The sequence below is a fragment of the Tsuneonella dongtanensis genome (assembly GCF_001698205.1).
Lineage (GTDB): Bacteria > Pseudomonadota > Alphaproteobacteria > Sphingomonadales > Sphingomonadaceae > Tsuneonella > Tsuneonella dongtanensis.
On the sequence record NZ_CP016591.1, the window covers coordinates 586,778 to 610,210 of the forward strand.

Annotated in this window: 27 protein-coding genes; 11 read left to right on the forward strand and 16 right to left on the reverse strand. The window is 68.0% G+C overall.

All coding sequences use genetic code 11. From position 1 onward, the window contains the following. Window positions 1-900 carry an SH3 domain-containing protein gene (locus tag A6F68_RS02880; protein ID WP_198152656.1) on the forward strand — a complete coding sequence of 300 codons (900 nt, stop codon included), beginning with the start codon at window positions 1-3 and terminating at the stop codon, window positions 898-900. Here the strand turns inward: A6F68_RS02880 and A6F68_RS02885 are convergent. The 10 genes from A6F68_RS02885 to A6F68_RS02930 all read right to left on the reverse strand — a co-directional run bounded on the left by A6F68_RS02885 (window position 893) and on the right by A6F68_RS02930 (window position 8,998). After that, entirely contained in the window at window positions 893-1,798 is a 906-nt protein-coding gene (locus A6F68_RS02885) for a helix-turn-helix domain-containing protein (protein ID WP_067676074.1), read from the reverse strand. The genes A6F68_RS02880 and A6F68_RS02885 overlap by 8 nt on opposite strands. A gap of 123 nt (window positions 1,799-1,921) precedes the next feature. Continuing rightward, window positions 1,922-2,806: a helix-turn-helix domain-containing protein gene (locus A6F68_RS02890; protein WP_067676077.1), complete on the reverse strand. Its 885-nt coding sequence runs from the start codon at window positions 2,804-2,806 to the stop codon at window positions 1,922-1,924. A gap of 146 nt (window positions 2,807-2,952) precedes the next feature. Continuing rightward, entirely contained in the window at window positions 2,953-3,309 is a 357-nt protein-coding gene (gene rplT / locus A6F68_RS02895) for a 50S ribosomal protein L20 (RefSeq protein WP_067676080.1), read from the reverse strand. A gap of 14 nt (window positions 3,310-3,323) precedes the next feature. Continuing rightward, the gene (gene rpmI / locus A6F68_RS02900) at window positions 3,324-3,527 is read right to left on the reverse strand and encodes a 50S ribosomal protein L35 (RefSeq protein WP_067676085.1); all 204 of its coding nucleotides are present in this window, start codon (window positions 3,525-3,527) and stop codon (window positions 3,324-3,326) included. 124 nt (window positions 3,528-3,651) lie between these two features. After that, a complete protein-coding gene (locus tag A6F68_RS02905) occupies window positions 3,652-4,050 on the reverse strand; it encodes a gamma-glutamylcyclotransferase family protein (RefSeq protein WP_084001542.1) in 399 nt (132 codons plus the stop codon). Continuing rightward, window positions 4,047-4,805: an SDR family NAD(P)-dependent oxidoreductase gene (locus A6F68_RS02910; protein ID WP_067676088.1), complete on the reverse strand. Its 759-nt coding sequence runs from the start codon at window positions 4,803-4,805 to the stop codon at window positions 4,047-4,049. Before A6F68_RS02910 ends, A6F68_RS02905 begins: the two co-directional genes overlap by 4 nt. A 25-nt stretch (window positions 4,806-4,830) precedes the next feature. Further along, window positions 4,831-6,834: a sulfatase-like hydrolase/transferase gene (locus tag A6F68_RS02915; RefSeq protein ID WP_067676093.1), complete on the reverse strand. Its 2,004-nt coding sequence runs from the start codon at window positions 6,832-6,834 to the stop codon at window positions 4,831-4,833. Between the two features lie 42 nt (window positions 6,835-6,876). Beyond that, entirely contained in the window at window positions 6,877-7,659 is a 783-nt protein-coding gene (hisN, locus tag A6F68_RS02920) for a histidinol-phosphatase (RefSeq protein WP_067676096.1), read from the reverse strand. Beyond that, entirely contained in the window at window positions 7,656-8,063 is a 408-nt protein-coding gene (locus A6F68_RS02925; RefSeq protein ID WP_067676101.1) for a cupin domain-containing protein, read from the reverse strand. Before A6F68_RS02925 ends, hisN begins: the two co-directional genes overlap by 4 nt. Beyond that, complete coding sequence (locus A6F68_RS02930) at window positions 8,063-8,998, reverse strand: ribose-phosphate pyrophosphokinase (RefSeq protein ID WP_067676103.1); 936 nt, start codon at window positions 8,996-8,998, stop codon at window positions 8,063-8,065. The genes A6F68_RS02925 and A6F68_RS02930 overlap by 1 nt, the downstream gene beginning before the upstream one ends. Window positions 8,999-9,183: 185 nt before the next feature. On the opposite strand from A6F68_RS02930, the gene A6F68_RS02935 reads away from it, so the two are divergent. Beyond that, a complete protein-coding gene (locus A6F68_RS02935) occupies window positions 9,184-9,600 on the forward strand; it encodes a pyridoxamine 5'-phosphate oxidase family protein (RefSeq protein ID WP_067676106.1) in 417 nt (138 codons plus the stop codon). Between the two features lie 90 nt (window positions 9,601-9,690). Next, window positions 9,691-10,191 (forward strand): hypothetical protein, encoded by a 501-nt coding sequence (locus tag A6F68_RS02940; protein WP_067676109.1) that lies wholly within the window; start codon window positions 9,691-9,693, stop codon window positions 10,189-10,191. A 14-nt stretch (window positions 10,192-10,205) separates the two neighbouring features. On the opposite strand, the gene glpX is transcribed toward A6F68_RS02940, so the two are convergent. Continuing rightward, window positions 10,206-11,198 (reverse strand): class II fructose-bisphosphatase, encoded by a 993-nt coding sequence (glpX, locus tag A6F68_RS02945; RefSeq protein WP_067676112.1) that lies wholly within the window; start codon window positions 11,196-11,198, stop codon window positions 10,206-10,208. A 57-nt stretch (window positions 11,199-11,255) separates the two neighbouring features. On the opposite strand from glpX, the gene A6F68_RS02950 reads away from it, so the two are divergent. Both A6F68_RS02950 and A6F68_RS02955 read left to right on the forward strand, forming a co-directional pair. Then, window positions 11,256-11,744 carry a hypothetical protein gene (locus A6F68_RS02950; RefSeq protein ID WP_067676114.1) on the forward strand — a complete coding sequence of 163 codons (489 nt, stop codon included), beginning with the start codon at window positions 11,256-11,258 and terminating at the stop codon, window positions 11,742-11,744. Then, window positions 11,741-12,241, forward strand: coding sequence for a hypothetical protein (locus A6F68_RS02955; RefSeq protein ID WP_067676116.1), 501 nt, complete (start codon window positions 11,741-11,743; stop codon window positions 12,239-12,241). Before A6F68_RS02950 ends, A6F68_RS02955 begins: the two co-directional genes overlap by 4 nt. Here the strand turns inward: A6F68_RS02955 and A6F68_RS02960 are convergent. Together A6F68_RS02960 and A6F68_RS02965 are read right to left on the reverse strand one after the other, a co-directional pair. Beyond that, window positions 12,225-13,532 carry a homoserine dehydrogenase gene (locus A6F68_RS02960; RefSeq protein ID WP_067676120.1) on the reverse strand — a complete coding sequence of 436 codons (1,308 nt, stop codon included), beginning with the start codon at window positions 13,530-13,532 and terminating at the stop codon, window positions 12,225-12,227. The genes A6F68_RS02955 and A6F68_RS02960 overlap by 17 nt on opposite strands. Window positions 13,533-13,600: 68 nt before the next feature. Further along, the gene (locus A6F68_RS02965) at window positions 13,601-14,461 is read right to left on the reverse strand and encodes a hypothetical protein (RefSeq protein ID WP_067676123.1); all 861 of its coding nucleotides are present in this window, start codon (window positions 14,459-14,461) and stop codon (window positions 13,601-13,603) included. A 347-nt stretch (window positions 14,462-14,808) separates the two neighbouring features. On the opposite strand from A6F68_RS02965, the gene A6F68_RS02970 reads away from it, so the two are divergent. The 6 genes from A6F68_RS02970 (at window position 14,809) to A6F68_RS02995 (ending at window position 18,510) form a co-directional block, all read left to right on the forward strand. Then, window positions 14,809-15,474, forward strand: coding sequence for an energy transducer TonB (locus A6F68_RS02970; RefSeq protein WP_067676126.1), 666 nt, complete (start codon window positions 14,809-14,811; stop codon window positions 15,472-15,474). A 47-nt stretch (window positions 15,475-15,521) separates the two neighbouring features. Next, a complete protein-coding gene (locus A6F68_RS02975) occupies window positions 15,522-16,304 on the forward strand; it encodes a MotA/TolQ/ExbB proton channel family protein (protein ID WP_067676129.1) in 783 nt (260 codons plus the stop codon). Between the two features lie 77 nt (window positions 16,305-16,381). Continuing rightward, the gene (locus A6F68_RS02980; protein WP_198152657.1) at window positions 16,382-16,915 is read left to right on the forward strand and encodes an ExbD/TolR family protein; all 534 of its coding nucleotides are present in this window, start codon (window positions 16,382-16,384) and stop codon (window positions 16,913-16,915) included. Window positions 16,916-16,959: 44 nt separating this feature from the next. Beyond that, on the forward strand, window positions 16,960-17,400 hold the full coding sequence (locus A6F68_RS02985; RefSeq protein ID WP_067676135.1) for an ExbD/TolR family protein: 441 nt from the start codon (window positions 16,960-16,962) through the stop codon (window positions 17,398-17,400). Between the two features lie 164 nt (window positions 17,401-17,564). Further along, the gene (locus tag A6F68_RS02990; RefSeq protein ID WP_067676136.1) at window positions 17,565-17,999 is read left to right on the forward strand and encodes an ExbD/TolR family protein; all 435 of its coding nucleotides are present in this window, start codon (window positions 17,565-17,567) and stop codon (window positions 17,997-17,999) included. Continuing rightward, window positions 17,989-18,510, forward strand: a complete 522-nt coding sequence (locus A6F68_RS02995; protein WP_067676137.1) for an ExbD/TolR family protein — start codon at window positions 17,989-17,991, stop codon at window positions 18,508-18,510. The genes A6F68_RS02990 and A6F68_RS02995 overlap by 11 nt, the downstream gene beginning before the upstream one ends. Here A6F68_RS02995 and A6F68_RS03000 read toward each other — a convergent pair. From A6F68_RS03000 to A6F68_RS03010, 3 genes are all read right to left on the reverse strand, one after another. Beyond that, window positions 18,504-20,969 (reverse strand): ligase-associated DNA damage response DEXH box helicase, encoded by a 2,466-nt coding sequence (locus A6F68_RS03000; RefSeq protein ID WP_067676138.1) that lies wholly within the window; start codon window positions 20,967-20,969, stop codon window positions 18,504-18,506. The two genes, A6F68_RS02995 and A6F68_RS03000, sit on opposite strands and share 7 nt — an antisense overlap. A gap of 43 nt (window positions 20,970-21,012) precedes the next feature. Beyond that, complete coding sequence (locus A6F68_RS03005) at window positions 21,013-22,368, reverse strand: MFS transporter (protein ID WP_084001548.1); 1,356 nt, start codon at window positions 22,366-22,368, stop codon at window positions 21,013-21,015. Window positions 22,369-22,448: 80 nt separating this feature from the next. Beyond that, on the reverse strand, window positions 22,449-23,336 hold the full coding sequence (locus A6F68_RS03010; RefSeq protein ID WP_198152658.1) for a helix-turn-helix transcriptional regulator: 888 nt from the start codon (window positions 23,334-23,336) through the stop codon (window positions 22,449-22,451). Between the last annotated feature and the right edge of the window lie 97 nt (window positions 23,337-23,433).

Below are 23,433 nucleotides of genomic sequence, written 5' to 3' on the forward strand. Positions count from 1 at the left end.
ATGATGACGAGCGTTCGGAAGACCATTGCATTCATCGCGGCGACGGCAACCATCGCCTGCGGTACATCGGCGCACGCCGCCGAGAAGGCCACCGCGCCGACCTTGATGAAGTGCGAGCAGAGCCTTGGCACCATCGCGCTGGTCGACGGCGACCTTGCGGGCTGGACCGAGTACGGACTTGGCAGTCCGCGGGCGCTGATCAACGCCCTCGCCACCGAATCGGGCTGCTTCACGCCGCATGTCTCGACCAGCGCGCCGGCCCGGTTCCTGGTGACTGCCGTCGCCGGCAACCAGGAGGAAGTCGACAAGAGCGTCGAAGTGGGCAAGGCGGCGGCGACCGAGGCTCTGGTTCGCTCGGGCGCTGCCGGCAAGGTCCTCGGGGGACTCGGTGGCTTCGGCGGCACCGCGCTGGGCATGTTCGGCGGTCTCGGCGGCAAGAAAAAGACCTATGCCGCCGGCTTGCGCGTCGTCAGCCCTGCCACGGGACAGGCGCTCGCCTCGGGCAGCGGCTCGGTCAAGAAATCGAGCATCACGTTCGGCAACTCCGGCGGCTGGGGCTGGGCCAACAACGCCGCGAGCGCGTCCGGTTACCAGGGCAGCAAGGACGGCCAGGCCCTGACCGAGGCGTTCATCCTCGCCTTCAACCAGCTGATCGCGCAGAAGACCCTGCTTGAAGGAGCGCCGGCAGCGGGCGCAGCCGCGGTCGGCCCCGTCTCTGCGGCAGCGAGCGTTGCGGTCGATGCGAAGCTCTATGCCGGCGCCTCGAAGACGTCGGCGGTGGTCCGCAGCATCCGCGCCGGCACCGAACTGACCCCGACCGGCAAGCGCGAAGGCCTGTTCGTCGAGGTGACCGACAATTACGGCACGAAGGGCTGGGTATCGGTCGAGGACCTCAAGTAGCGGTCGCGGCGGGCCGATCCAGCGTCTGTGCGGGCGAGCCCCAGGTCCTCGCCCGCTGGGCCATGAAAGCCGACAGGATCGGGTGCGGCAGCGCCGCGTACTCGCTCGGGCTCATGCCCATGAATTCGTGGAACTCGTGGTTGAAGTGGGCCTGGTCGACATAGAGCTCGTCGATCGCCGCGGTCCACCGGCCCATGCCGCCGAGCATCCACGCGGCAAGGCTGCGCATGAACCGCTGGCGCCGCAGCAGAAGCTTCGGCGGGAAGCCGAAATGGCGCCGACATGTCCGCTCGAGCGCGCGTATCGACAGATCCGCCCGGGCAGCGAAATCGGCGACCTTCGCCAGCCCCAGTTCCACCATCGTGCGATGAACCTCGACGATCCGCTCCTCGTCGGTCACCGGCCGCGCGCTGCCGCGCAGGATCGCGACGATGCGCTCCAGCTCCTTGTCGTCGTCGGGCGTGTCCTCGAACACGTGAGGCAGCGCGGCGAATCGCGCGAAGTCCGGATGACGCTCCGCATCGGCCAGCATGTTGGCATAGCGCGCCGCGGGCCGCCCGACGAAGCGCGCCCATCCCAGCGGGAGCAGGCCGACGCCCCACATGCGTGTGGTGCCGATCTCGAACCTGGCAGCGCGCGAGCTCGGGCCGGTCACGGTGAACCGTGCCTTGTCCACGACCGCACCGCCGACGACCTGCGCCCATGGGCGCGCCCCGGAAAATACCCTGAGGTTCGCCCATTCGGGCTGGAGCCAGTCGACCACGGTCGCTTCGCCGGGAACGGTCAGATCGAGGCGGTAGATGCTGGTGACGCAGCCATCGAGTTCGGGCGGCGGAGGAAAGAACCGCGCGTCGACCGTGCAGCCCTGGGGAACCGGGATTTCGGTCTGGCCAGGCATGGGCGCGATCCGTTTTCCTTTTCCTCCGAGCGGCCCATCCTTCAGGCGCGCATCACTTGTAGGAATGCGACACTATAGCGCGTTACGTGCAGCGGCAAGGATTCAGCGAAACGAGGCGGATCGTCAGCGGAAGCGCGCGATCGTCGGCACGTCGAGCGGTTCGGCAGCCCCCTGGTCGGCCATCCGCTGGCGCATGATCGGCTGGATGATCGGATGCGGCATCCTGGCGTATTCGGTCGGCAAAAGGCCCATGAATTCGCGGAACTCGCGCACAAACTGGGCCTGGTCGTGATACTGGCCATCGAGCGCGTCGATCCAGCTCAGCGACGGATCGAGCATGAACTGCGCGAGGCTTCGCACGAAGCGCTGGCGGCGCAGCAGCAGCTTGGGCGTGAAGCCGAAATACCGGCGGCAGAACCGCTCGAGCGACTTCACCGTCATGCCGAGGCGGTCCTGCAGCGCGGCGACATCGCCGATGGCCGGATCGCGCAAGGCGTCCTGGCAGGCGAATATCTCGGCTTCGCGCGGGACCGGCCGGTGAACCTGCAGCATCAGGTGGGCATCGATCAGGTTCGCCTTGGCATCGTCGCCTTCGGTGCATGCGAGGATCTGGGGCAGGATGCCGGCAAAAGCCGCAAACGCGGGGTGGGTCGACCCGTCGACCGTGCGGTTGGCGAGCGCGGCCGCCTCGCCATTGGCGAACTTGGCCCAGCCCGCGGGCTGCATGCCCAGGCCCCAGATACGCGAGGTGGTGACGGCAAAGTGGGTCGCGAGGCTCGTCGGTCCGCCGGCCACGAACGGCCACTGGGGCACCATCTCGCCCGGCCCGATCGAGGCGATCGGGGGCGGTCCTTCGGTAAACCGCATCGCCGCCCACTCGGGGTGGAGGTAATCCTCGACCAGTCCGTCCCCGGCTTCGGTCGTGGTCAGGTAGAGCGCGGTGAAGTACGGCTGGAGGGGTTCCGACAGGCGGAAGAAGCGCACGGAAATTCGCGGAGAATCCGTCATGGTAGATGCGCTATCCTGTCGGGGGGGTGTTGCGACCCGATGGACCAGGCTTTGTATTTTCTGGACAGTAACGGCTCGCGCCCATGCGTCAAGGGCGCCGCGAGCCGTAGCCCGCGACGCCCTCGAGATCGGCCATTCGGCCGGGATCAGTTCAGCGCGGCTTTCGCCTGCGAAATGATCGCGGTGAAGGCAGCGCCTTCGTTCATCGCCAGATCGGCCATGACCTTGCGGTCGAGTTCGATGCCGGCGAGTTTGGCGCCGTGCATGAACTGCGAATAGGTCAGGCCTTCAGCGCGGACCGCGGCGTTGATGCGCTGGATCCACAGGGCGCGGAAGCTGCGCTTCTTAACCTTGCGGTCGCGGTACGCGTACTGGCCGGCCTTTTCGACCGCCTGCCGCGCGACGCGGATGGTGTTCTTGCGGCGACCGCGATAGCCCTTGGCTTGGTCGAGAAGCCGCTTGTGCTTGGCGCGGGTGGTAACACCCCGTTTGATGCGTGCCATGTCCTAGTACCTCCTCAATCGAGCCCGTAGGGCGCCCACTTCTTGATCGTGCGCGCGTCGGCGTCGGCGATCACTGTGGTCCCGCGGTTCTGGCGGATGTACTTGGCATTGTGGCTGATCAGGCGGTGGCGCTTGCCGGCGACCCCGTGCTTGACCTTGCCCGTGGCGGTGAGCTTGAAGCGCTTCTTCACGCCGCTCTTGGTCTTCATCTTGGGCATTTTCGTCTCCTTTCGGGGACACGCATCAGTCAGCCCTGGCAGCCCTAGATAGCCAGGCCGACTGTGAATCACGTGTCGGTGAAGGGCGCGCCACTAGGCGGCCCGAGGGAAAAAGGCAAGCCCGCTAGTGCCCGATCGGCGGCCGGCCGCTGGCGGAAAGCCAGCGGGCGAAATCGCCGTCGGGAATCGGTTCGAGCCCGTCGGTCGGGGCAATCCAGAGATAGGCCTGCGCCTCGATCCGTTCGCCGCCGCACTGCGCTACGACCGGGGTGCGCGCATAATCCTCGCCTTCGAAGGCATCGAGCGCGGCCAGATCGACCGAGCCCGCCGCGTACAGCATGCCCTTCACCGTGCCGCCTCCGGCGACCAGCGCAGGGTGCGCGCCTGCCGGATCGTCCACCGCGTAGAGCGTCCCGGTCACGGTGGCGGGTCGTCCCGGGCCGATTCCCGCCAGAAGGCGCTGGACCGGCGGCGGAGCGATGTCGCCGATCAGCACGCCGTAGAAGAACAGGAAGCGGCTCACGCGTCGTAGATCATCTTCACGGTCATCCCTCCATCTACGACGATCCGCTGTCCGGTGACAAACCCCGCGCTAGCCAGCCATTCGATGGCCTGCGCGATATCGTCCGCCCGTCCGACCCGGCCTGCGGGATGTTGCGCGCGCGCCTTCTTCGAATGGTGCGGATCGCTGCGCTTCGATTCCTTCTGCCAAGGGCCGGTCTCGATCCACCCGGGCAGAACGGCATTGGCCCGTACCTGCGGACCGAGGGTGACTGCGAGGGCATGGGTGAATGCATCGAGCCCGCCCTTGGCGGCGGCGTAGGCGAAGGTCTCCGGCTCGCTCATCAGCGCACGGGTGCTGGATACGTTGACGATCGACGCACCGCTCGACCGGCGAAGCAAGGGCAGCGCGGCGCGGCTGCACAGAAACGCGGCGGTCAGGCTCGCGTCGATCCAGCGCTGCCAGTCGGCCAGCGCCAGGTCCTCGAGCGGGCCGCAGTACGGATCGGCGATCCCGGCATTGTTGACCAGGCAGTCGAGCGGATCGTCGCCGAGCCACGCTTCGATGCGCGCAAAGGCGCGCCTGACCTGCGCTTCCTTGCCGACGTCGCTTCGGACGGTCAGGCAGCGCTTCTTCGGCAGCAGTTCGGCCAGTTCCTTCAGCGCTTCGGCATCGGTGTCGAGCACGGCGACGCGCCAGCCGAGGCCGTGAAAATGCAGCGCCGCCGCGCGGCCGATGCCCGCGCCGCCGCCGGTGATCGCGATGGTCTTGTCCATGCCGCCCCAACGCGGGGACTGCGGCCTAGTGCCCGATAGCTTGTCCCCGCTGGTGCTCGCGCCAGCGTTCGGAGCCCCAACGGGCAACCAGGGCATCGACCCGCGCCTTGTCCGCGGCAGCGAGCACGGCATAGGGCGTGCACGTCCCCTGTTCGCGGAAGCACGCTTCGCCGGTGTCGAGGCGCAGGCTGGTGAGCGCGCCGTCCGGTCCGGCCAATCCGATCGCGGTAGGCGTGTCGAGCGGGCCGATGTGGAGGAAGGGGGCTGCGACGGTGCGCGGCGGCGCCTCTGCGCGAATCGCGGCCGAAAGGATCGCGCGGTAGTCGGACAAACCGATCGGTCCTTGAGGCACGACGCCGGGGCGGCTGGCCACGAGGAGCGTGCCGAACTGCTCTCGGTTGATCACGTGGCCGTGGCCGAGGAAGCCGCCCTCGAACAGCTCCTCACCGTGATCGCCGGTGACGATTAGGATCGTCTCGTCCCACACGCCCTTGGCCTTGAGGCGTGCGACGAGTTCGCCGAGCCAGCGGTCGGCGTGGGCGACGGCGTTCCAGTACGTCTCGCGCACGCGCTCGGCGTTCGCGGCGGAGATATCCTTCCGCGCGACGGGATCGGCGGTCACTCGCCGCGCGACGCCGGGGTGGTCGTAGGGAAAATGGGCGGACTGGAAATTGAAATAGGCGGCGCGCGGCTGGCCCGACCAGTCCTCGCCCCACAGCGTGCGATCGAATGCGGAAAGCAGGTGCGCCTCGTCGACCAGCAGCGATCCTTGCGCGGCGAAGTCGAACGCACGCTTGTCGCGCAGGGTCTCGGCATCGACGTGCACGTCGGCGCTCGATCTCATCGCGACTGTTTCCGAGATATCGCCGAAGTCCTCCGGCTGGCCCGAGAACACCCCGATCCGGTACCCGCTCGCCTCGAGGTCGGTGAAGAGCGAGGGGTCGCCCCTGCGCGGGGCGAGCGCGCCGGAGAACAGGGACTTGAGGCTCTCGGTGGTGAAGCCGACGTGGCTGTAGGCCGGACGCGCCACGCTGCCCGCGGCTGCCAGCGCCTCGAGATTGGGGGCGACCGCCCGCCCATTCACGCGTTTGCCGAGCACGTCGCCGCGGACCGATTCGAGGACGACCACGACCACGTGGGGCCGTGCGCCGGTGAAGACCTGCGGTCCGGGCGGCGTCGCCAGCGGGACGAGCCTGAGGTCGCCGCCATAGCCGTCCTCGTCGATCCCGTTGCCGGGCACGTCGAGCGCCAGCGGGTGTCGGGTGCCGTCGAACGGAGCGTCATCGCGCTGCGTTCCTAACAGGCCGTAGCCGTCGCGGTCCGAGTCGCTTGCCAGGTCGAGTGCGGAAACGAGCGTGCCCCAGCCGAGCGTCCGCTCGAGCGCGTAAGCCGCATCGCTGCCTGAGCGCGGGATCGCGAAGGCGAGCGCGAGGAAGGCAGCGCATGCGGCGGCGGCCGCCTTACCGCCCGGCGCGCCCGGTCGGGAGAGGGTATCGGGCATGATTCGGGCGAGCAGGCGCGCGACGCCCCACGCCGCGGCAGCCATCCCGCCGATCGCGAGGAGCGCCACCCCGATCTCGCTCATCCCGAACAGGATCGCATCGACGAGGCTGCCTCCGCCGAGTTGCCTGAGCAATGCGAAGCCGACCGCGTCGCTGAAATACGAAGCGAGCTGGTATCGTGCCGCGAGCACTGCGGCGAACAGCGCCCCGTTGAGCAGCGCGAAGACGAAAACGGGGGTCCACCCGGCACGGCCGCGCGTCAGGCGCAGCGCGAGCATCCAACCCGCGAGCCCGATGAGGGCCATCGCCGACGCGTAGCCGGCCGCGAATGCCGCCCGCTCGGGCAGGGTATCGACCGCCCGGCTCATGCCGAAGCCGCCGGTGAACAGGCCGAACTTGCGGTCGGCGAGAGCAAGCTCGACCAGCGAGGCGGCAAGGACGACCGCGAACGGGGCGAGCGCCAGCACGCGCGCCCACGCGTGGCGGGACGCGCCGACGCGCGGCGGCTGGAGGGCGCTGGTGGCCATGCGCGCGTCCTAGCGCGGGCGGTTTAGGATATGGCTAACGCCTCAATGATTGCAGGCGAGCGCCTCGACGACGTCCTCGAGCCGCGCCGGATCGCCCAGCGCGATGACGTGCCCCTCGGAATCGATGTGGAGCGGCTCGCCGTGCCAGTCGGCCATCGTCCCGCCCGCGCCCTCGACCACCGGGACCAGCGCGGCGAAGTCGTGCAGCTTGAGCGAGTCCTCGCAGACGATGTCGACGTGGCCGCTCGCGACGAGGCCGTAGTTGTAGCAGTCGCCGCCCCAGACCATACGCCGGTGGGCGCACTTCGCGGCAAGCGCCATAAAGTGCTCGGCCGCATGGTCGGAAAACGCGCCCGGGCTGGTCGTGCCGAGGATCGCGTCGGACAGTTCGCGGCAGGGCCGGGTGCGGACTTCCCGGCCGTTGAACGTCGTCGGCTGGCCCATCGCGCCGACCCAGCGCTCGCCGAGGATGGGCTGGTCGATCACGCCGAGCACCGGGAAGCCGCCCTCGAGCAGCGCGATCAGCGTGCCGAAGATCGGCCGGCCCGCGACGAAGCTGGTGGTCCCGTCGATCGGGTCGAGCACCCACTGGCGGCTGGCGCCCTCGCGCTCGGTGCCGAATTCCTCGCCGATGATCCCGTCGCGCGACGCTTCGGCGGTCAGGATGCGCCGCATCGCCTCCTCCGCTGCGCGATCGGCGAGCGTGACGGGCGAGGCGTCGCCCTTCGTCTCGAGGCCGATCTCGCCGCGGAAATAGGGACGGATCGCTGCCCCCGCCGCCTCGGCCAGCCGGTGCGCGAGCGCGATGTCGTCGGCAAGGCTCATTCGGGCGCCGCCTCGCGCAAGGGGCGTCCCGGCAGCAGCAGCCAGCTCGATATCGCGCGAAGCCCCTGTGGCCCGGCCGTGCCCCAATGCGCGGAATCCGGCGCGATGCGCACGCCGTCTCCCGCTGCGAGCACCAGATCGGCCTCGCCGGCGCGCGACAATGTCGCCGAGCCGCCGATCACGTAGAGAAACTCCTCGCCTGCGTGGCGGTGGCGCGGGATCGCGGCGCCGGGCGCAAGGTTGATGTCGCCCACGACCAGCGCGTGGCCGGGCGCAGCCGCGATGGGGCCTTCCAGGACCGGGTTGATCCCCACCGGCGGCACATGAACCGCGACCGGCCGGGTCGGCGATACGCCCGACGCGCAGCCGGCCAGAAGCACGGTCGCGGCCAGCGCGGCGCGCATCAGTCGAACAGACTCGATACCGAGCTTTCGTCGGCGATGCGGCGCATGGCCTCGCCGATCAACGGGGCGATGGTGAGGTAGCGGATGCGCGGCGAATCGGCCGCCGCGTCGGTCGCGCGGATCGAATCGGTGATGACCAGCTCCTCGAGCGCCGAATCGTTCACCCGCGCCACCGCGCCCCCCGAGAGCACCCCGTGGGTGATGTAGGCGGTGACGCTCGATGCCCCGCCGTCGAGCAGCGCCTGCGCCGCGTTGCACAGCGTGCCGCCCGAATCGATGATGTCGTCGATCATGATGCAGTGCCGGCCCGATACGTCGCCGATGATGTTCATCACTTCCGACGATCCGGGCTTGTCGCGGCGCTTGTCGACGATTGCCAGCGGCACGTTGTCGAGCCGCTTGGCGAGCGCGCGGGCGCGGACCACGCCGCCGACGTCGGGGGATACGACCATCAGGTCGCGCGTGCCGTAGCGCGCCTGGATGTCCGCCGCCATCACGGGCGCGGCGAACAGGTTGTCGGTCGGGATGTCGAAGAAGCCCTGGATCTGGCCGGCGTGCAGGTCGACCGCGAGCACCCGGTCGGCCCCGGCGGTGGTGATCAGGTTGGCGACCAGCTTGGCCGAAATCGGCGTGCGCGGGCCGGGTTTCCGGTCCTGCCGCGCATAGCCGAAATAGGGCACGACCGCGGTGATCCGCTTGGCCGAGGCGCGCTTCAGCGCGTCGACGCAGATCAGCAGCTCCATCAGGTTGTCGTTCGCCGGAAAGCCGGTCGACTGGACGACGAACATGTCCTGCCCGCGCACGTTCTCGTGAATCTCGACGAAGATCTCCTCGTCAGCGAAGCGGCGCACGCTGGCATCGACCAGCGGCAGCTCGAGATACCCCGCGATCGAACGGGCGAGCGGCAGGTTGGCGTTGCCGGACATGATCTTCATCGGGCGCTGGGTCCTTCGCGGCGGGGAAACGAACGGGCGGATTCGGATGGAGGCGGCTTAGCGGAGGAGAGAGGGATTGCAACGGGCAGGGGCGAAGGATGCCACATGTTTGGACACCGCGCGCTCACAGGGAACACCGACCGCAACCTGTCCGTTTCGCCCCGAAAGCGAACAGGAGAAGCGTGATGCCAAAGGCAACCAAGGAAGCGGTCGTCAAAGCAATGAAGCAGCTGGACATTTGCTTCATGGTGACAAAGGACGGAGAAGGTTTCTGCAGCCGTCCGATGTCCAACAATGCGCAAGTCGATTGGGACGGCGACAACTGGTTCTTCAGCAACGGCGACACGCGCAAGATCACCCAGATCGAAAAGAACCCGACCGTCATGCTGGATTTCAGCGGCGAGAAGGACTGGGTTTCGCTGCGGGGAGCGGCGCAGTTGCACCGGGACGACAAGGAATTGTTCGAAGAGCATTGGACCTCGGATATCGAGCGATGGTTTCCGGAAGGCACCGACACCCCGGGTCTCGTTCTGATCCAGGTAACTGCAGAGGAAGCCGAACTGTTCGGCGCCAGTGGGGAAGGCATCGTCTCCCTGGGATAGGCACTCTCATCGAGCCGAAGCCGGGATACGGATCGCGGCTGTACCGTAATCCCTTTCCTACACACCCCCTTTCGTGCCCTAAGCTCCCCGATGAGGAAGCCGCACACCCACACGCTCCGCCGCCGCCCGTCTTGGTTCCGGCCCGTCGCCGTTCGCGCGCGGAACGACGGGTGGAGCGAGGTGCGGCAGTGCGCGTTCCTAGCCCAGCTCTATTTCACCGGGTCGGTGTCGGCGGCGGCGAAGGCGGTGGGGATGAGCCGGGCGAGCGCCTATCGCCTGCGCGCGCGGCCGGGCGCCGAGGGCTTCGCCTTCGCGTGGGACCGGGTGCTCACGCTGCCGGGCGCGGGCCATCCGGGCGCCGCGCGCGAGGACGGGCGGAAGGTGACAATGGCGACACTGCACGCGCGGCTCGAAACCGACCTGGTCCGGCCGGTGATCCATTCGGGCCGGATGACCGCGGTCGACCGAAAGCCCGATAATTCCACGCTTTTTCGCTTGCTACGCCTGACGAAGGACTGGCCGGAACCGCCCGACGATTCGGACTTCTGGAGAGCGAGCGGCGTTATCGAAAAACAGCCCCGGTCGTTGTGACAGCGGCCCCGCCCTCACCCGGTCCGGTGTTCGCCCCGGATCCACCGCACGGTGCCGGACGACGCGCGCATGACCACGCTTTCGGTGGTCATCTTGCCGCCGCGCAGGCGCTTAACGCCGTCGAGCAGCGAGCCGCTGGTGACGCCGGTCGCGGCGAAGATGCAGTCGCCCTTGGCCAGTTCCTCGAGCGTGTAGATGCGGCCGAAGTCCTTGTCGGGGATGCCCCACTTGCGGGCGCGGGCCTTCTCGTCGTCGTTCCGGAAGACGAGGCGGCCGTTGAACTGCCCGCCGACGCAGCGCAGCGCCGCGGCCGCGAGCACGCCCTCGGGCGCGCCGCCAGTGCCCATGTACATGTCGATCGTGGTGTCCGGATCGGTCACCGCGATCACCCCCGCGACGTCGCCGTCGCCGATCAGCACGACCCCGCAGCCCAGCCCGCGCAGTTCGGCGATCAGCGCCGCATGGCGCGGCCGGTCAAGCACGCAGACGATGATCTCGTTGGGCTGGACGCCCTTGGCTTCGGCCACCGCCATCACGTTCTCGGTCGGCGTCTTCGCCAGATCGATGATCCCGTCGGGATAGCCGGGGCCGACCGCGAGCTTTTCCATGTAGGTGTCGGGCGCGTTGAGCAGGCAGCCAGCTTCCGCCGCGGCCAGAACAGCGAGCGAGTTGGGCCCGGCCTTGGCGGTGATCGTGGTGCCTTCGAGCGGATCGAGGGCGATGTCGATCTTGGGCCCCTTGCCGATCGCGCCGCCGACCTTTTCGCCGATGTAGAGCATCGGCGCCTCGTCGCGCTCGCCTTCTCCGATGACGACGGTGCCGTCGATCTCGAGCCCGTCGAACGCCTTGCGCATCGCCTCGACCGCGGCGGCGTCGGCGGCCTTTTCGTCGCCCCGCCCGACCAGCTTCGACGCAGCGATCGCCGCCGCCTCGGTCACCCGGACGAGTTCGAGCACGAGGACCCGGTCGAGCACGCTCGAGCGTTTGGGCGAAGCTGGCTTGTTCATCGACGATTCACTCCCGGGACGGCTCTGTGCGGCGCGCTTAGACGAGGGGGTGTTGCATTGTCGATACTGGCGGTCGGCAAGGTCCCCGCAATCGCGGCCATCCTTGTGTTCCCCTTGCCGCTCGCCGCGCGGGAGCAGGAGCCGTCCCCGCGCACCGTCACCGCGGAAGAGGCGATGGAAGCCGCCCGCGAGGCCTATGCCGACCCTGCCGCAAGGGAAGCTGAGCGCAAGCGGCGGGCGCGCCTCGCCTGTCGCGCCGAATTGTCCGAAGAGGGTATCGTCGTCTGCGCTCCGGCACCCGACGATGCCGAATCCGCCGGGTACGACAAGGAACGGGCCGAGCAGCGCTATGCCGAAGCGACGACGAACAAGGGCCGCCCGGTGGCGCCCGATCTTGGCCCGCCGGAGTGCGTTCCGAGCCTGCTGAGCATTTGCGCTGTCGGCGGGGCGCCGCCTCGACCCGTCCTCATCGATCTGGCTGCGATCCCCGAGCCGCCCGAGGGGTCGGACGCGGACCTGATCGCGCGCGGGGAGAAAGTCCCATGAGGGCGTACTTCATTGTTCTGCTCGCGATCCTGGCGGCGCCGGTTGCCGCACAGGAGGCGCCGCCCGGAACGCCGGTTACGGCCGAAGAAGCCATCGCCAACGCCAAAGAGGTCTACGGCCCGCCCGATATCCGCGAGCGCCGGCGCCTGTGTCCGCCGCAAAAGGCCGGCGGCGAGATCGTCGTCTGTGCGCAGAACGAGGATCCCGAGCGCCTGCGGGTCGAGGGCAGCGAAAGCGACGGCACCGAAGGCGATCCGCGCGCGCCCAATCTGGAAACGCAGTACCCCGGTGCAGGCTTCGGCGCGGGCGTCGTGTTCAAGGGCTGCTTCATCCCGCCGTGCCCGCCGCCGATGCCGCCGCTGATCGACCTCAAGGCGATCCCCGAAGCGCCGCCGGGATCGGACGCCGACCGCGTCGCGCGCGGACTGGCCCCGAGAGGCCGCGACGACCTGCCCATCGAGGCGGTCGAGACCGAAGCGGTCACGCCGCCAGAATAGGCATCACCAGCGGGGGTGCGGTCAGGCTCGGCGAACCGTCGAGCAGGCGCAGCGCCTCGGTGACGCAGCGCTCGGGGCCTTCGTGGGTGACCATCGCGACGAGCACCTCGCCGCTTTCCTCGGCCTGACCGGTCTGGATCAGGCTTTCGATCGACACTTCCGCATCGCGCATCGCCGCCGTGATCTCGGCCAGGACGCCCGGCCGGTCGGCGACGGTGAAGCGGATGTAGGTGTGCCCGCGCCGGTCGCCGGGCTCGGCCGGGGCCATCGGCTCGAGCTGCGCGACGGGGACCGAGAACGGGCTGCCGCGTTCGCCGCGGGCGATGTCGATGAGGTCGGCGACCACCGCGCTCGCGGTCGGCCCGTCGCCCGCGCCGGCGCCCTGGAACAGCAGGCGGCCGGAGAAATTGCCCTCGGCCACGACGGCATTGGTCGGCCCATCGACATGCGCGAGCGGATGGTTGTCGGGAACGAGGCAGGGCCGCACGCGCTGCAGCAGGCGCGATGCCGAACCGTCCGGTTCGACGTCCGCCTCGCCGATCAGCCGGATGACGAACCCGAGATCGCGGGCCCGGGCGATATCCGCCGCGCGGACCCGCGCGATTCCCTCGCACGACACATGGTCCAGGTCGAGCCGCGACCCGAATGCGATGGCGGCGAGGATGGCGAGCTTGTGGCCCGCGTCGATTCCCTCGATGTCGAGCGTCGGATCGGCCTCGGCGAACCCTTTGGCCTGCGCTTCGGCGAGAACATCCGCGAAATCGCGCCCCGTGTCCTCCATCGTCGACAGGATGAAATTGCAGGTCCCGTTGAGGATGCCCTGGACCTTGTCGATCAGGTTCGCCGCCGCACCTTCGCGCAAGCCCTTGATCACCGGGATGCCGCCCGCGACCGCGGCTTCGAACTTGAGCGGGACGCCCGCCGCCTCGGCCGCTTCGGCAAGCGCGAGCCCGTGGTGCGCGATCATCGCCTTGTTCGCGGTCACCAGCGCCTTGCCGCTGCGGATCGTGTTGCGCGCAAGGGTCAGCGCGGGGCCATCCGCCCCGCCGACCAGTTCGACGACCGCGTCGACGTCGTCCCGCGCTGCCATCTCGGTCATGTCGTCGCACCAGTCGAACCGCGAGAGGTCGACCCCGCGGTGCTTGCCGCGGTCGCGTGCGCTTACCGCGACCACGCGGATCGGGCGCCCCGCGCGCGCCTGGAGGAGGGCGGCGTTCTCGGACAGCAGGCGGATGACGCCCGCTCCCACCGTGCCCACTCCGGCTAGCGCGATGCGCAGCGCTTCGGCCATGTCTGCATTCCCTCCTGGCTACGGGGCGCTCCTACCGAACGGTTCGCGCGGCGGCCAACAAAGAGAAACTATCGGGCGGCGAGGGTCTCTGCAGCCAGGTTGCGCGGACAGGGCCCGAGCTGCTGCATGACGAAACGGTAGTCCTCGGCTGCCCGGCTGCGCGACGCACTGTCCTGCGCGAGATTGGCGCCGGCGGGCAACTGGCCGGGCAGGAAGCAGGCCAGGCGATACCAGGCCAGCGTCTCGCGCTCGGGAGGGCGCGCGGCCTGGTCGACGATCTCGCCGAACGACACGCCCCAGGTCGGCGCCATGCCCGGCCGGCGGATCACGGTCAGCGAAACCGGATCGCCGCTGCGGGTGCCGAGGAACACCTGCGTCTCCGATTCGCCGGCCAAGGTGCCAGCGACCGACAGCGCGTCGCGTATGCCGGTGATGGCGGGGGCGGCATCGCGCAGCGCAAGGTCGGCAAGGATCGGCTTGACCCGCGCATCAAGCGCGGGGTTCCAGTCGAGCTGCGCGTTCGGCCCGACGAGCTGGAGCTCCCCCGGGCGCCCGGCAACGGCCCGGGCGAACAGGAGGACTTCCCGCTTCTTGAGCTTGGGAATCTTGCCCTTGGCATCGAGCGGAACGTCGACGAGGTACCTGATCGATTCGCCCAGCGGCGCGCTGCCCGCGATCAGGCCGAGCGTTTCGGCTTCGATGTAAACCCTGGCGCGGCCAGGCGCTACGTTGGCGGCGCGCTCGGCCGGGACGGCAATCGCCTTGGCGATCTTCGCATGTACCACCAGGTCGGCGGCATCGGACAGGTCGGCGAGATCGGCATACGTCGGCGCCGGAGCCGACGTCGCCGTCGGTGGAGCCGCCGCCACGCAGACCGCAAGGGCCATGGCGGCCACCACCGCTCTGCAGGAGAATCGAATTTCGTGCATGGGCGATCCGCCTAGGCCGGTGGGCGGGAGATGGAAACCATTACGCATCTTCCCCGTTCAGCGTGACAGGCGTGAATCCGGGCTTAACCGGAAAAGCGTTTGCACGCAGGTTTCTTCGCGGTTAAGCGTCCGGCGATCCGGGGAGTAAACATACAATAACCTCCGGACGCGGCCCTCAGCCGGGTCATCGGGGACTCGGCGGGCCGTTCGGTCGCCGAAAACCGGTGGGCCGACAGGGTGGACATCAGGGATTGCGTCGGGGCGCGACGATTCGGAATCGCGCGTGTCCGATGTGTGCATTCGCCGGGCGCGCAGGCCCGGCATGGACGATGGAGTGATGCGACTGAATGGCTTACGCTGACCAACAGATGAGCGGTAATCGCATTATCGCGATCATCATCGTTGCGCTGGTTCATATCGTCGTCGGCTATGCTCTCGTGACCGGCCTCGCCTATTCGGCGATCAAGAAGGCGGTCGAGCGCGTGACGACGGTGGACATTGAAGAGCCGCCGCCGCCCGAGGAGGAGCCGCCGCCGCCGCCCGAGCAGCAGGAAGTTGCGCCGCCGCCGCCGGTCGCGCCGCCCCCGCCGATCAATATCGCGCCGGCCCCGCCGCCGATCCAGACCCAGCCGACGATTCCGCCGCCCGCGCCGCCCGCGCTGCGCGTGCCGCCGCCGGCTCCGGTTGCCCCGCCCGCTCCGCCTCCGCCGCGGGTCCAGCCGAAGAGCCCGACGCCGCGCGGCAACCCGGGCAACTGGGCGAATGCCAACGATTATCCCAGCCGCGCACTGCGTGAAGAACGCGAAGGCGTCACTCGCTTCTCCGTCCAGGTGGGCGCGGACGGCCGCGTGACGAGCTGCAGTGTCACCGGCTCGAGCGGACACTCGGACCTCGACAGCACCACGTGCTCGCTGATCCAGCGGCGCGCTCGGTTTAACCCCGCAACCGACGGAAACGGCGATCCGACGTCGGGCAGCTGGTCAAGCTCTGTGCGTTGGGAAATTCCGAAGTAACCGCTTAGCTCATCTTACATCCGTATTTTCTGAGAGGACTTTCACCCATGTTTATCGAACTCCTGGCGGCAGCCTCGAACACCGAAGTGAAGAATCAGTTCGGCTTCTGGGAAGCCATGAACCAAGGCGGCGTGATCGCCTGGTCGATTTTCGGCACCCTGGTCATCATGTCGGTCGGATCGTTCTACATCCTGATCACCAAGTGGCTCGAGCAGCAGAAGATCATGAACCAGTACAAGGGTGTCCGCACCCAGTTCTGGCGCGCGTCCTCGCTTCGCGAAGGTGCCGGCAAGCTCGACAAGAACAGCGCGTGGCGCCAGCTCGTCGACGACGGCCTGACCGCCGAGGAATCGCACGGGAAGATGGTCGACAGCCTCGAAGCGCACGACTGGCTGCACGGCTCGCTCGCCCGCTCTGAAGCCTCGATCAATGCCAAGCTTGCGGGCGGCCTGCCGTTCCTTGCGACCGTCGGTGCGACCGCGCCGTTCGTCGGACTGCTCGGTACGGTTATCGGTATCTACCGCGCGCTCATCAACATCGGCCTCGCCGGATCGGCCTCGATCGACAAGGTCGCAGGGCCCGTCGGTGAAGCGCTGATCATGACCGCGATCGGTCTGCTCGTCGCGGTGCCCGCGGTGCTTGCCTACAACTGGCTTCAGGCCCGCAACAAGCGTATCGCCGAGCTGCTGTCGGGCTTCTCGACCGACCTCCTCGCGAACATCAACTCGAAGGGTGCGGTGAAGCCCGCGGTCATGACCGCGCCTTCGACCCAGCAGGCAGCCAAGGCGGCAGCGACCGCCCCGGCCAAGCCGGCCGCGCCGCGCCCGTAAGCGGATTGCCGAGGGGGCGGCGCATGCCGTCCCCCCGGACTTTCAGCGCGACAGAATTGAAATAGGACAGGAAGCCCATGGCGATTTCTAGCGGAGGCGGCGGCGCAGAGACGCCAATGTCGGACATCAATACCACGCCGCTCGTGGACGTGATGCTGGTGCTTCTGATCATCTTCCTCATCGCGGTCCCGGTCGCGATCCAGACGATCGAGAAGCTCAAGATTCCCGTGATGCCGTCGGCTGAATCGAAGGACAAGGTCGAGAACCTGCTGCTGACCGTCAGCACCAGCGACGACGCGGGTCTGAGCGCCGGCCAGCCGGGCTTCGCCGGCGCCTCGCGCAACGGTCAGTGCCGGGTCTACTTCAACAACACCACCCCGGTGGATTCGAAGGAACTCTACGACCAGGCCTTCGAGCGGCTCGATCGTATCGTGCAGGCCGCGGGCGGTCCCGAAGCGCTGATGGAAAACCCGGAAGAAATTCCGCAGGTTCACATCCGCGGGGACGTGAATGCCCCCTGGCGCTGCATCGCCGGCGCCATCTACAACGTGCAGTCGGCCGGTTATCCGACCGTCGGCTTCATTTCGAACCCGGTCGATCCGAACGGCTGATCGCCCGCCGGCCCGAAACAGAACGAATTCAGGAGTAACCCACCATGGCAATGTCAGGCGGCAAGGACGATGGCTCGCCGATGATGGAGATGAACACGACGCCGTTGATCGACGTCATGCTCGTGCTCCTGATCATGTTCATCATCACCATTCCCGTGGCAACGCACTCGGTCGACATCGATCTCCCGGTGCCGAACAACGAACCGCCGCCGCCGGACATGATCGATCCGATCAAGAACAAGATCGTGCTGACGCCGGACAACCAGATCCTCTGGAACGGTACCCCGATCAACGATGGAGAACTGGTCCGCAACCTCGAAGCCACCAAGGCGATCCAGCCCGAGCCCGAGCTGCAGTTCGAGCCCGATCAGCAGGCGAGCTACGACCTGTCGATCCGCGTGCTCAACGTGATCAAGGGCTCCGGCGTGACCAAGTTCGGCTTCGTCGGTAACGAAAAGTATCGCGAGTTCGGCAAGGCTGGCTGACGCGCCCGCCGGACAAACGAGATCGGAGAAGGGGCGGAGTGATCCGCCCCTTTTCTTTTGTGTACGCCACAAGTCCCGGCGAGAGTGAAGGCGTACCTTCCCGGATGCAACTTGCCAACGTTATGTAACCATGTATCATGCCGGCCTGTTGAGAGGAGGCGAACATGGCACCGCTCCGAACCGCTGCGATCGCGCCGAAGGCCGACATCAACACCACGCCGCTGATCGATGTCCTGCTGGTACTGCTCGTGATGCTGATCATCACGATCCCAGCAGCGACGCATTCCCTAGACGTAGACCTGCCGAACTGCGGTGCGGATTGCATCGCGCCTCAACCCGATCCGGTCGTCAACCGACTCACCCTCGATGCCTCGGACCAAGTGCGTTGGAACGGCGAACCGGTGACGACGGCGCAGTTGTCGGCGGCATTGGCGGCAAGCCTGGTCCTCCCGGTCGAGCCCGAACTCCAGTTCGCTCCCGATGCCCGGGCCAGCTACGAAGCGGCAGCGAATATCATGCGCACGATCAAGGCAAGCGGAGCGACCAGGTTCGGTTTCGTCGGTAACGAACAGTTTCGCGATTTCGAACGTGCCCACTGATCGCCGCAGGTTCTACCGGCCGGTCGCGCCATTCGATCATGGCCGCCCGATCGCCACGCTCGCGCTGGCGCCATTTGCGGGTGTGCTCTTGACGATGACCCTCGTCTTCGCCGCGCTCCGTCCGCCTGTGACGCACGCACTTGTCGTGGACCTCCCCATCCCCAATCCATCTGACCACTCCGCAGTCCTGTCGCCCGTCTACAACCGCTTGATCGTCACCGCGGACGGACGGACGCTGTGGAACGGAAGCGCGGTGACCGAGGCCCAGCTGCGCCTGATCCTCATCGGCATAACCGACGACAGCCCGCAGCCCGCCCTGCTGTTCCATCCCGAAGCCGACGCGCCTTATGCGCGCGCTCTCCAGGTCATGGAGATCGTGCGCCAGGAAGGACTGATCGATCGCTGCTTCCGCTTCGCCGAGATCGCCCGGCACCGCCGATACGAGCGCGCGCCCGATCCCGACGAAATCCTGCCGGCGCAAAGCGCCGAGTGCGCGATCGCCTATTACTGATCCAGCGGCTCGAGGCCCTCGACCCGCATGGCTGCGCTGGCGAGTGTCTCCGCCTCCAGGACCAGCTCGTCGTCGACCGATCCCTGCGGTATGGCTTCGCGACCGATCAGGGTCATCACGGGCACCGCGAGCGGGCTGACTCGGTCGAGCTCAACATGGACCAGCTCCCCCGCCGCGCGGTCGAGCAGGTCGCCGAGCCGCCCGATGTCGGTCATCCGCGTCCGCGCGTCGGCCCAGGCGGCCTGGAGCAGGACGTGGTCGGGCTCGTACTTGCGCAGGACGTCGTAAATGAGGTCGGTCGAAAAGGTGACCTGCTTGCCGGTCTTGCGCTTGCCCGGGTGCTGCCGCTCGACCAGTCCGCCGATCACCGCGACCTCGCGGAATGCGCGGCGCAGGAGGTGCGAGTTCTGCACCCATTCGACGAACTCGTCCTGCAGGATGTCGGGCGAGAGCAGGGGCGCGGGATCCGCCACGGGCCGGAGGCTCCACACCGCAAGGCAATAGTCGTTCGCGTTGAATCCCAGCGGCGAAAGCCCACGGTCCTCCATGCGCTTGGTGATGAGCATCCCCAGGCTCTGGTTCGCGTTCCAGCCAATGAACGTGTAGTAGACCGTGTAGTGCTTCTTCGCGTGCGGGAAGCTTTCCACCAGCAGGGTGCCCGGTCCGGGCATCGAGGATCGCCAGTCCTGCACCTCCAGCCATTCGCGCACGTCGTCGGGGAAGCGCGCCCAGCTTGCCCGATCCACGAGCATCTGGCGCACCCGGTCGGCGAGGTGGGTGGTGAGCGGCAGGCGCTGGCCGCCGTAGCTCGGGATCATGGCCGCCTTGCTCGATGCGCGGACGGTCAGCTCCATGTCCTTGATCCGCTCGACCTCGAGGTTGATGCCGGCGAACTGGAACGTGTCCCCCGGGCGCAGCGACGCGGCGAAGCGCTCCTCCACCTTGCCGAGCGATCGTCCGTTTTTGAAACGGACTTCGAGCATCTCCGAATCGACGATGATCCCGGCGTTGAGCCGGTGCCGCGCGGCGTGCTCGGGATGGGTAAGGCGCCATGTGCCGTCGGCATCCTTCACGATGCGGCGGAACTTGTCGTAGGCCTTGAGGGCGTAGCCTCCGGTCGCGACAAAGGTCAGCACCCGATCCCAGTCGGCTGCATCCAGCCAGGCATAGGCGAGGCTCGAGCGGACTTCCGCGAGCAGCGCGGCTTCATCGAACGGCGCGGCGCAGGCGCAGGCCATGACATGCTGGGCGAGGACGTCCAGCCCGCCGGGGCGGAAATCTTCCCCGTCGCGCTGGCCTTCGTCCACTGCGTCCTTCGCCGCGGTCGCCTCGAGGAACTCGAAGCGATTGCCGGGAACGAGGATCGCGCGGCTCGGGCAATCGAGCCGGTGGTTGGCGCGGCCGATGCGCTGGAGGAGCCGCGAGGATCCCTTAGGCGCGCCCATCTGCACCACGCAGTCGATATCACCCCAGTCGATTCCGAGGTCGAGGCTGGCAGTCGCGACCAGTGCGCGCAGCTCGCCGCGGGCCATGGCCCCTTCCACCTTGCGCCGGGCCTCCTTCGACAGCGAGCCGTGGTGCACCCCGATCGGCAGGGTATCCTCGTTCACCGTCCACAGGTTCTGGAACACGTACTCGGCAAGGAAGCGCGTGTTGGTGAAGATCAGCGTGGTCCGGTTGCGCTTGATCTCCTCGTAAAGCTGCGGGATCGCCCAGGTCGCCGCATGGCCGCCCCACGGCACTCGCTCCTCTTGCGGCAGCAGGATCTCGACTTCGGCGGGTGCGCCCGGCTCTCCCTCGACCAGATCGACCGTGTCGACATCGCCAAACGGCGCGAGCCATTCGCGGAAACCTTCGGGATCGGCGAGGGTCGCCGAAAGCGCCGCGCGTTCCATGTCGGGGGCGATCGCCTGCAACCGGCTCAACGCCAGCGCCAGCAGATCGCCGCGCTTGCCGGTGGCAAAGGCGTGGATCTCGTCGATCACCACGCGCTTCAAGCCTGCGAACAGAGCGAAGCTGTCGGGATAGCTGAGCAGCAGCGAAAGCGATTCGGGGGTGGTCAGCAGGACGTGCGGCGGTTTCGTGCGCTGGCGCTTCTTGCGGTCGGTCGGCGTATCGCCGCTGCGCGTCTCGATCCGGATCGGCAGGCCCATCTCCTCGACGGGTGTGACGAGGTTGCGCTGCACGTCGTGCGCGAGCGCCTTGAGCGGGCTGACGTAGAGCGTGTGAAGACCTTCGGGCGGCTCGGCACCGGCCAGCCGCGACGGCGTGAACGCGGCCAGCGTCGGCAGGAACCCCGCAAGCGTCTTTCCCGCGCCCGTATCGGCGACGAGCAGCGCGTGCCGCCCGGCATCGCTGGCCGCGAGCATTTCTTTCTGGTGCCGCCGCACGCGCCAGCCGCGGCCGGAAAACCAGGCGTCGATCTCGGTCGGCACCGTGCCAGGTGTCGGATTGCTCACTGGGACAGAACCCCGCGTCGCTGCCCCCGTTCCGCCAGCGCCGTCAGTCGACCCGGGGGGCGAGGCCCTCGCCCTGCGGCAGGACTTCCGCGGCTGCGTGCGCCGCCGCGTTCTCGCCGGGGAATCGCACGAAGAAGAGGGTAACGGCTACCGCAGCCCATGCCAGCCCGCCACCCCAGTACAGCCATTGCGGAAACCCCTGCTCCACCGTCACCCCTGCAAGCGCGGCCCCGATCGGTCGACCGAAGTTGCCGACCGCCATGTAGATCGTGAACTGGGTGGCGGCGACCGCAGGAGTGCACAGGCGCATGGCGAGCGGGATGCCGGCGATGAAATACCCCATTGCGCACAGCTTGCTGAAGATCACGAAGCCTACGGCTACGCCCGGCACGCTCCAGAACGGCTGCGCCAAACCCATCGCGAACAAACTTGCCGCCCCTAGCCCCGTGGTCAGAAGAAGGGTCCGCTGAACGCCGATCCGCGCAACGACAGCGCCGCCGAACAGGAGGCCGATGACGCCGCTTGCCAGCAGTGTCGTCGAATAGAACCCAGTCCAGCTCTCGATCCGCCAGCCAAGCGTCTGGGTGAAGAGCACCGGGTGAAACGCCTCGAAACCTCCGTGGGGAATCGAACGGACGACGAGTATGGGTAGCAGCAGCAGGGACAGCGGCGCGAATAACGCGCGCAGGGCATTGCGAACGAGAGGTGCCCATGCTTCGACCTGAATCGATCGACTGATTTCATGCGCGTTACCGGAAGACCACGGCATCCGCCGCTCACCCGACCGCTCGCGGATCGCGATTCCGAAGATCAGCACCGCCAGCGGAACCGCGGCCAGGACAGCCAGCGCCGCCGCGAACCCGCTGTAGGCGAAAAGGACTCCGCCCAAAGCGGTGGCGAGCGAAATGCCGATGATCTGCGCGCCGAACATGGAGCCCGACGCGCGCATGCGTTCTTCCTCGGGCATGATGTCGACCACGAGGCTGTCGATCGCGACGTCCTGGAACGTCGTGGCGACCCCTGCAGCGAACCCGAAGGCTGCGAGGATTGCGAGGTCGGTCGGAGCGGGAGCGACTACCGCGGCGGTGAGCAGTGTGCCGACCAGCAGCGACTGGGCGCCGATGATCCAGGCCCTGCGCCGACCCATCGGCAGGAAGGTGTAGCGATCGATCAGGAATCCGTTGATGAGCTTGAGGGTCCAAGGCAGCTGGGCCGCGGCGACGACGGTGGCGATCTGGCCCGTTCCCGCGCCCGCCGCGGCCATCCACGCCGGGATTGCATAATAGAACAGGCCGAGCGGAAACCCCTGGGTCAGGTAGAACAGCAAGACCGTCAGTTGGCGCAGTCTAGGACTGTTCTCCAGTACCAGACCGCCTTGGGCGGGCGCGTGCGATGCCATTCCGGTCCCCCATGCCGCGCCCCATGGGGATGCTTCACTATAAGGGGCGCCCTGGCAAGGGCGGCCCGCCAGCCCCCTCCTCAGCCTCGCAGACCGGACCCCGCAGCGCCCCGCGAAATTCCGTCGGCAGAGGTCACGGCCAGCACCCGGTCGCCGGTTCCCGCCTCCTTGCTCATCGGGCCCGCATCGCGGAACAGGCGGCGCCGGATTTCCTCGTCGGAGACCGGGTCCATCGGCGGCGGCTGGTCGCGTTCCATGGCCTCGATCGCCGCGAAGTCGGCATCGGGATCGTCGCTGAGGTCGCCCACTCGCTCGAGAAGGACCGGCATCGCTGCCGGGGTCCGCCCCGCGTCGAGCGCGGCGAGCAGCATGATCCCCTCGAGCACCATCGCCTTGGGCAGGGCGACTCCGCGGAACACGATGCTGAGCGGGGACAGTCCGGTGCTGTCGTAGAGGAACACGAACAGGTTGTTGTGCGCTGGCAGCGCCCAGCCTTCGAACAGCAGGCCGGAGCCGCGCATCGCGACGTCGAGCAGCCCAGCCTCGTTGCGGCGGACCACGCCGTATTCGTGGAACACCGTGTCGGGCACCAACAGCGACGGGCGCGCGGTGCGGAAAAACCCTTCGTATGTCCCGCCGCGCCGTCCGATTTCCTCGCGCGCAATTTCGATCAGCGGACGCAGGTGCGGCAGCATCACGCCGGGATCGGCCCCGCGCTTAGGAATAGCGATCCCGAGCCGGCCGGCGAAGTCGTCCAGATCGCCATCCCAGTCGGCCATGCGGAATCCGGGCTGCCGTTCGGCGATCAGGGAGGTCAGCCTGGCGAGGTTGTGCTCGGTCGGGTGCACCGATCCGGATAGCCAGCGGCCGACCAGCGACTTGTCGACCCCGAGCGCCTGCGCGGCAGCGACGCGGCTGAGCGAGATCGCCTTCAGCGCGACCGCCAGCTTCCCCCCGAAATCCCCCACGTGCGTCACGATCGAACGTGTGCGCCTGCACGCCGCGAGTCGCAAGCGGGAGAATGCATGCCGGTGCATCGCGCTGCACCGCGCGGTGCGTCTGCCC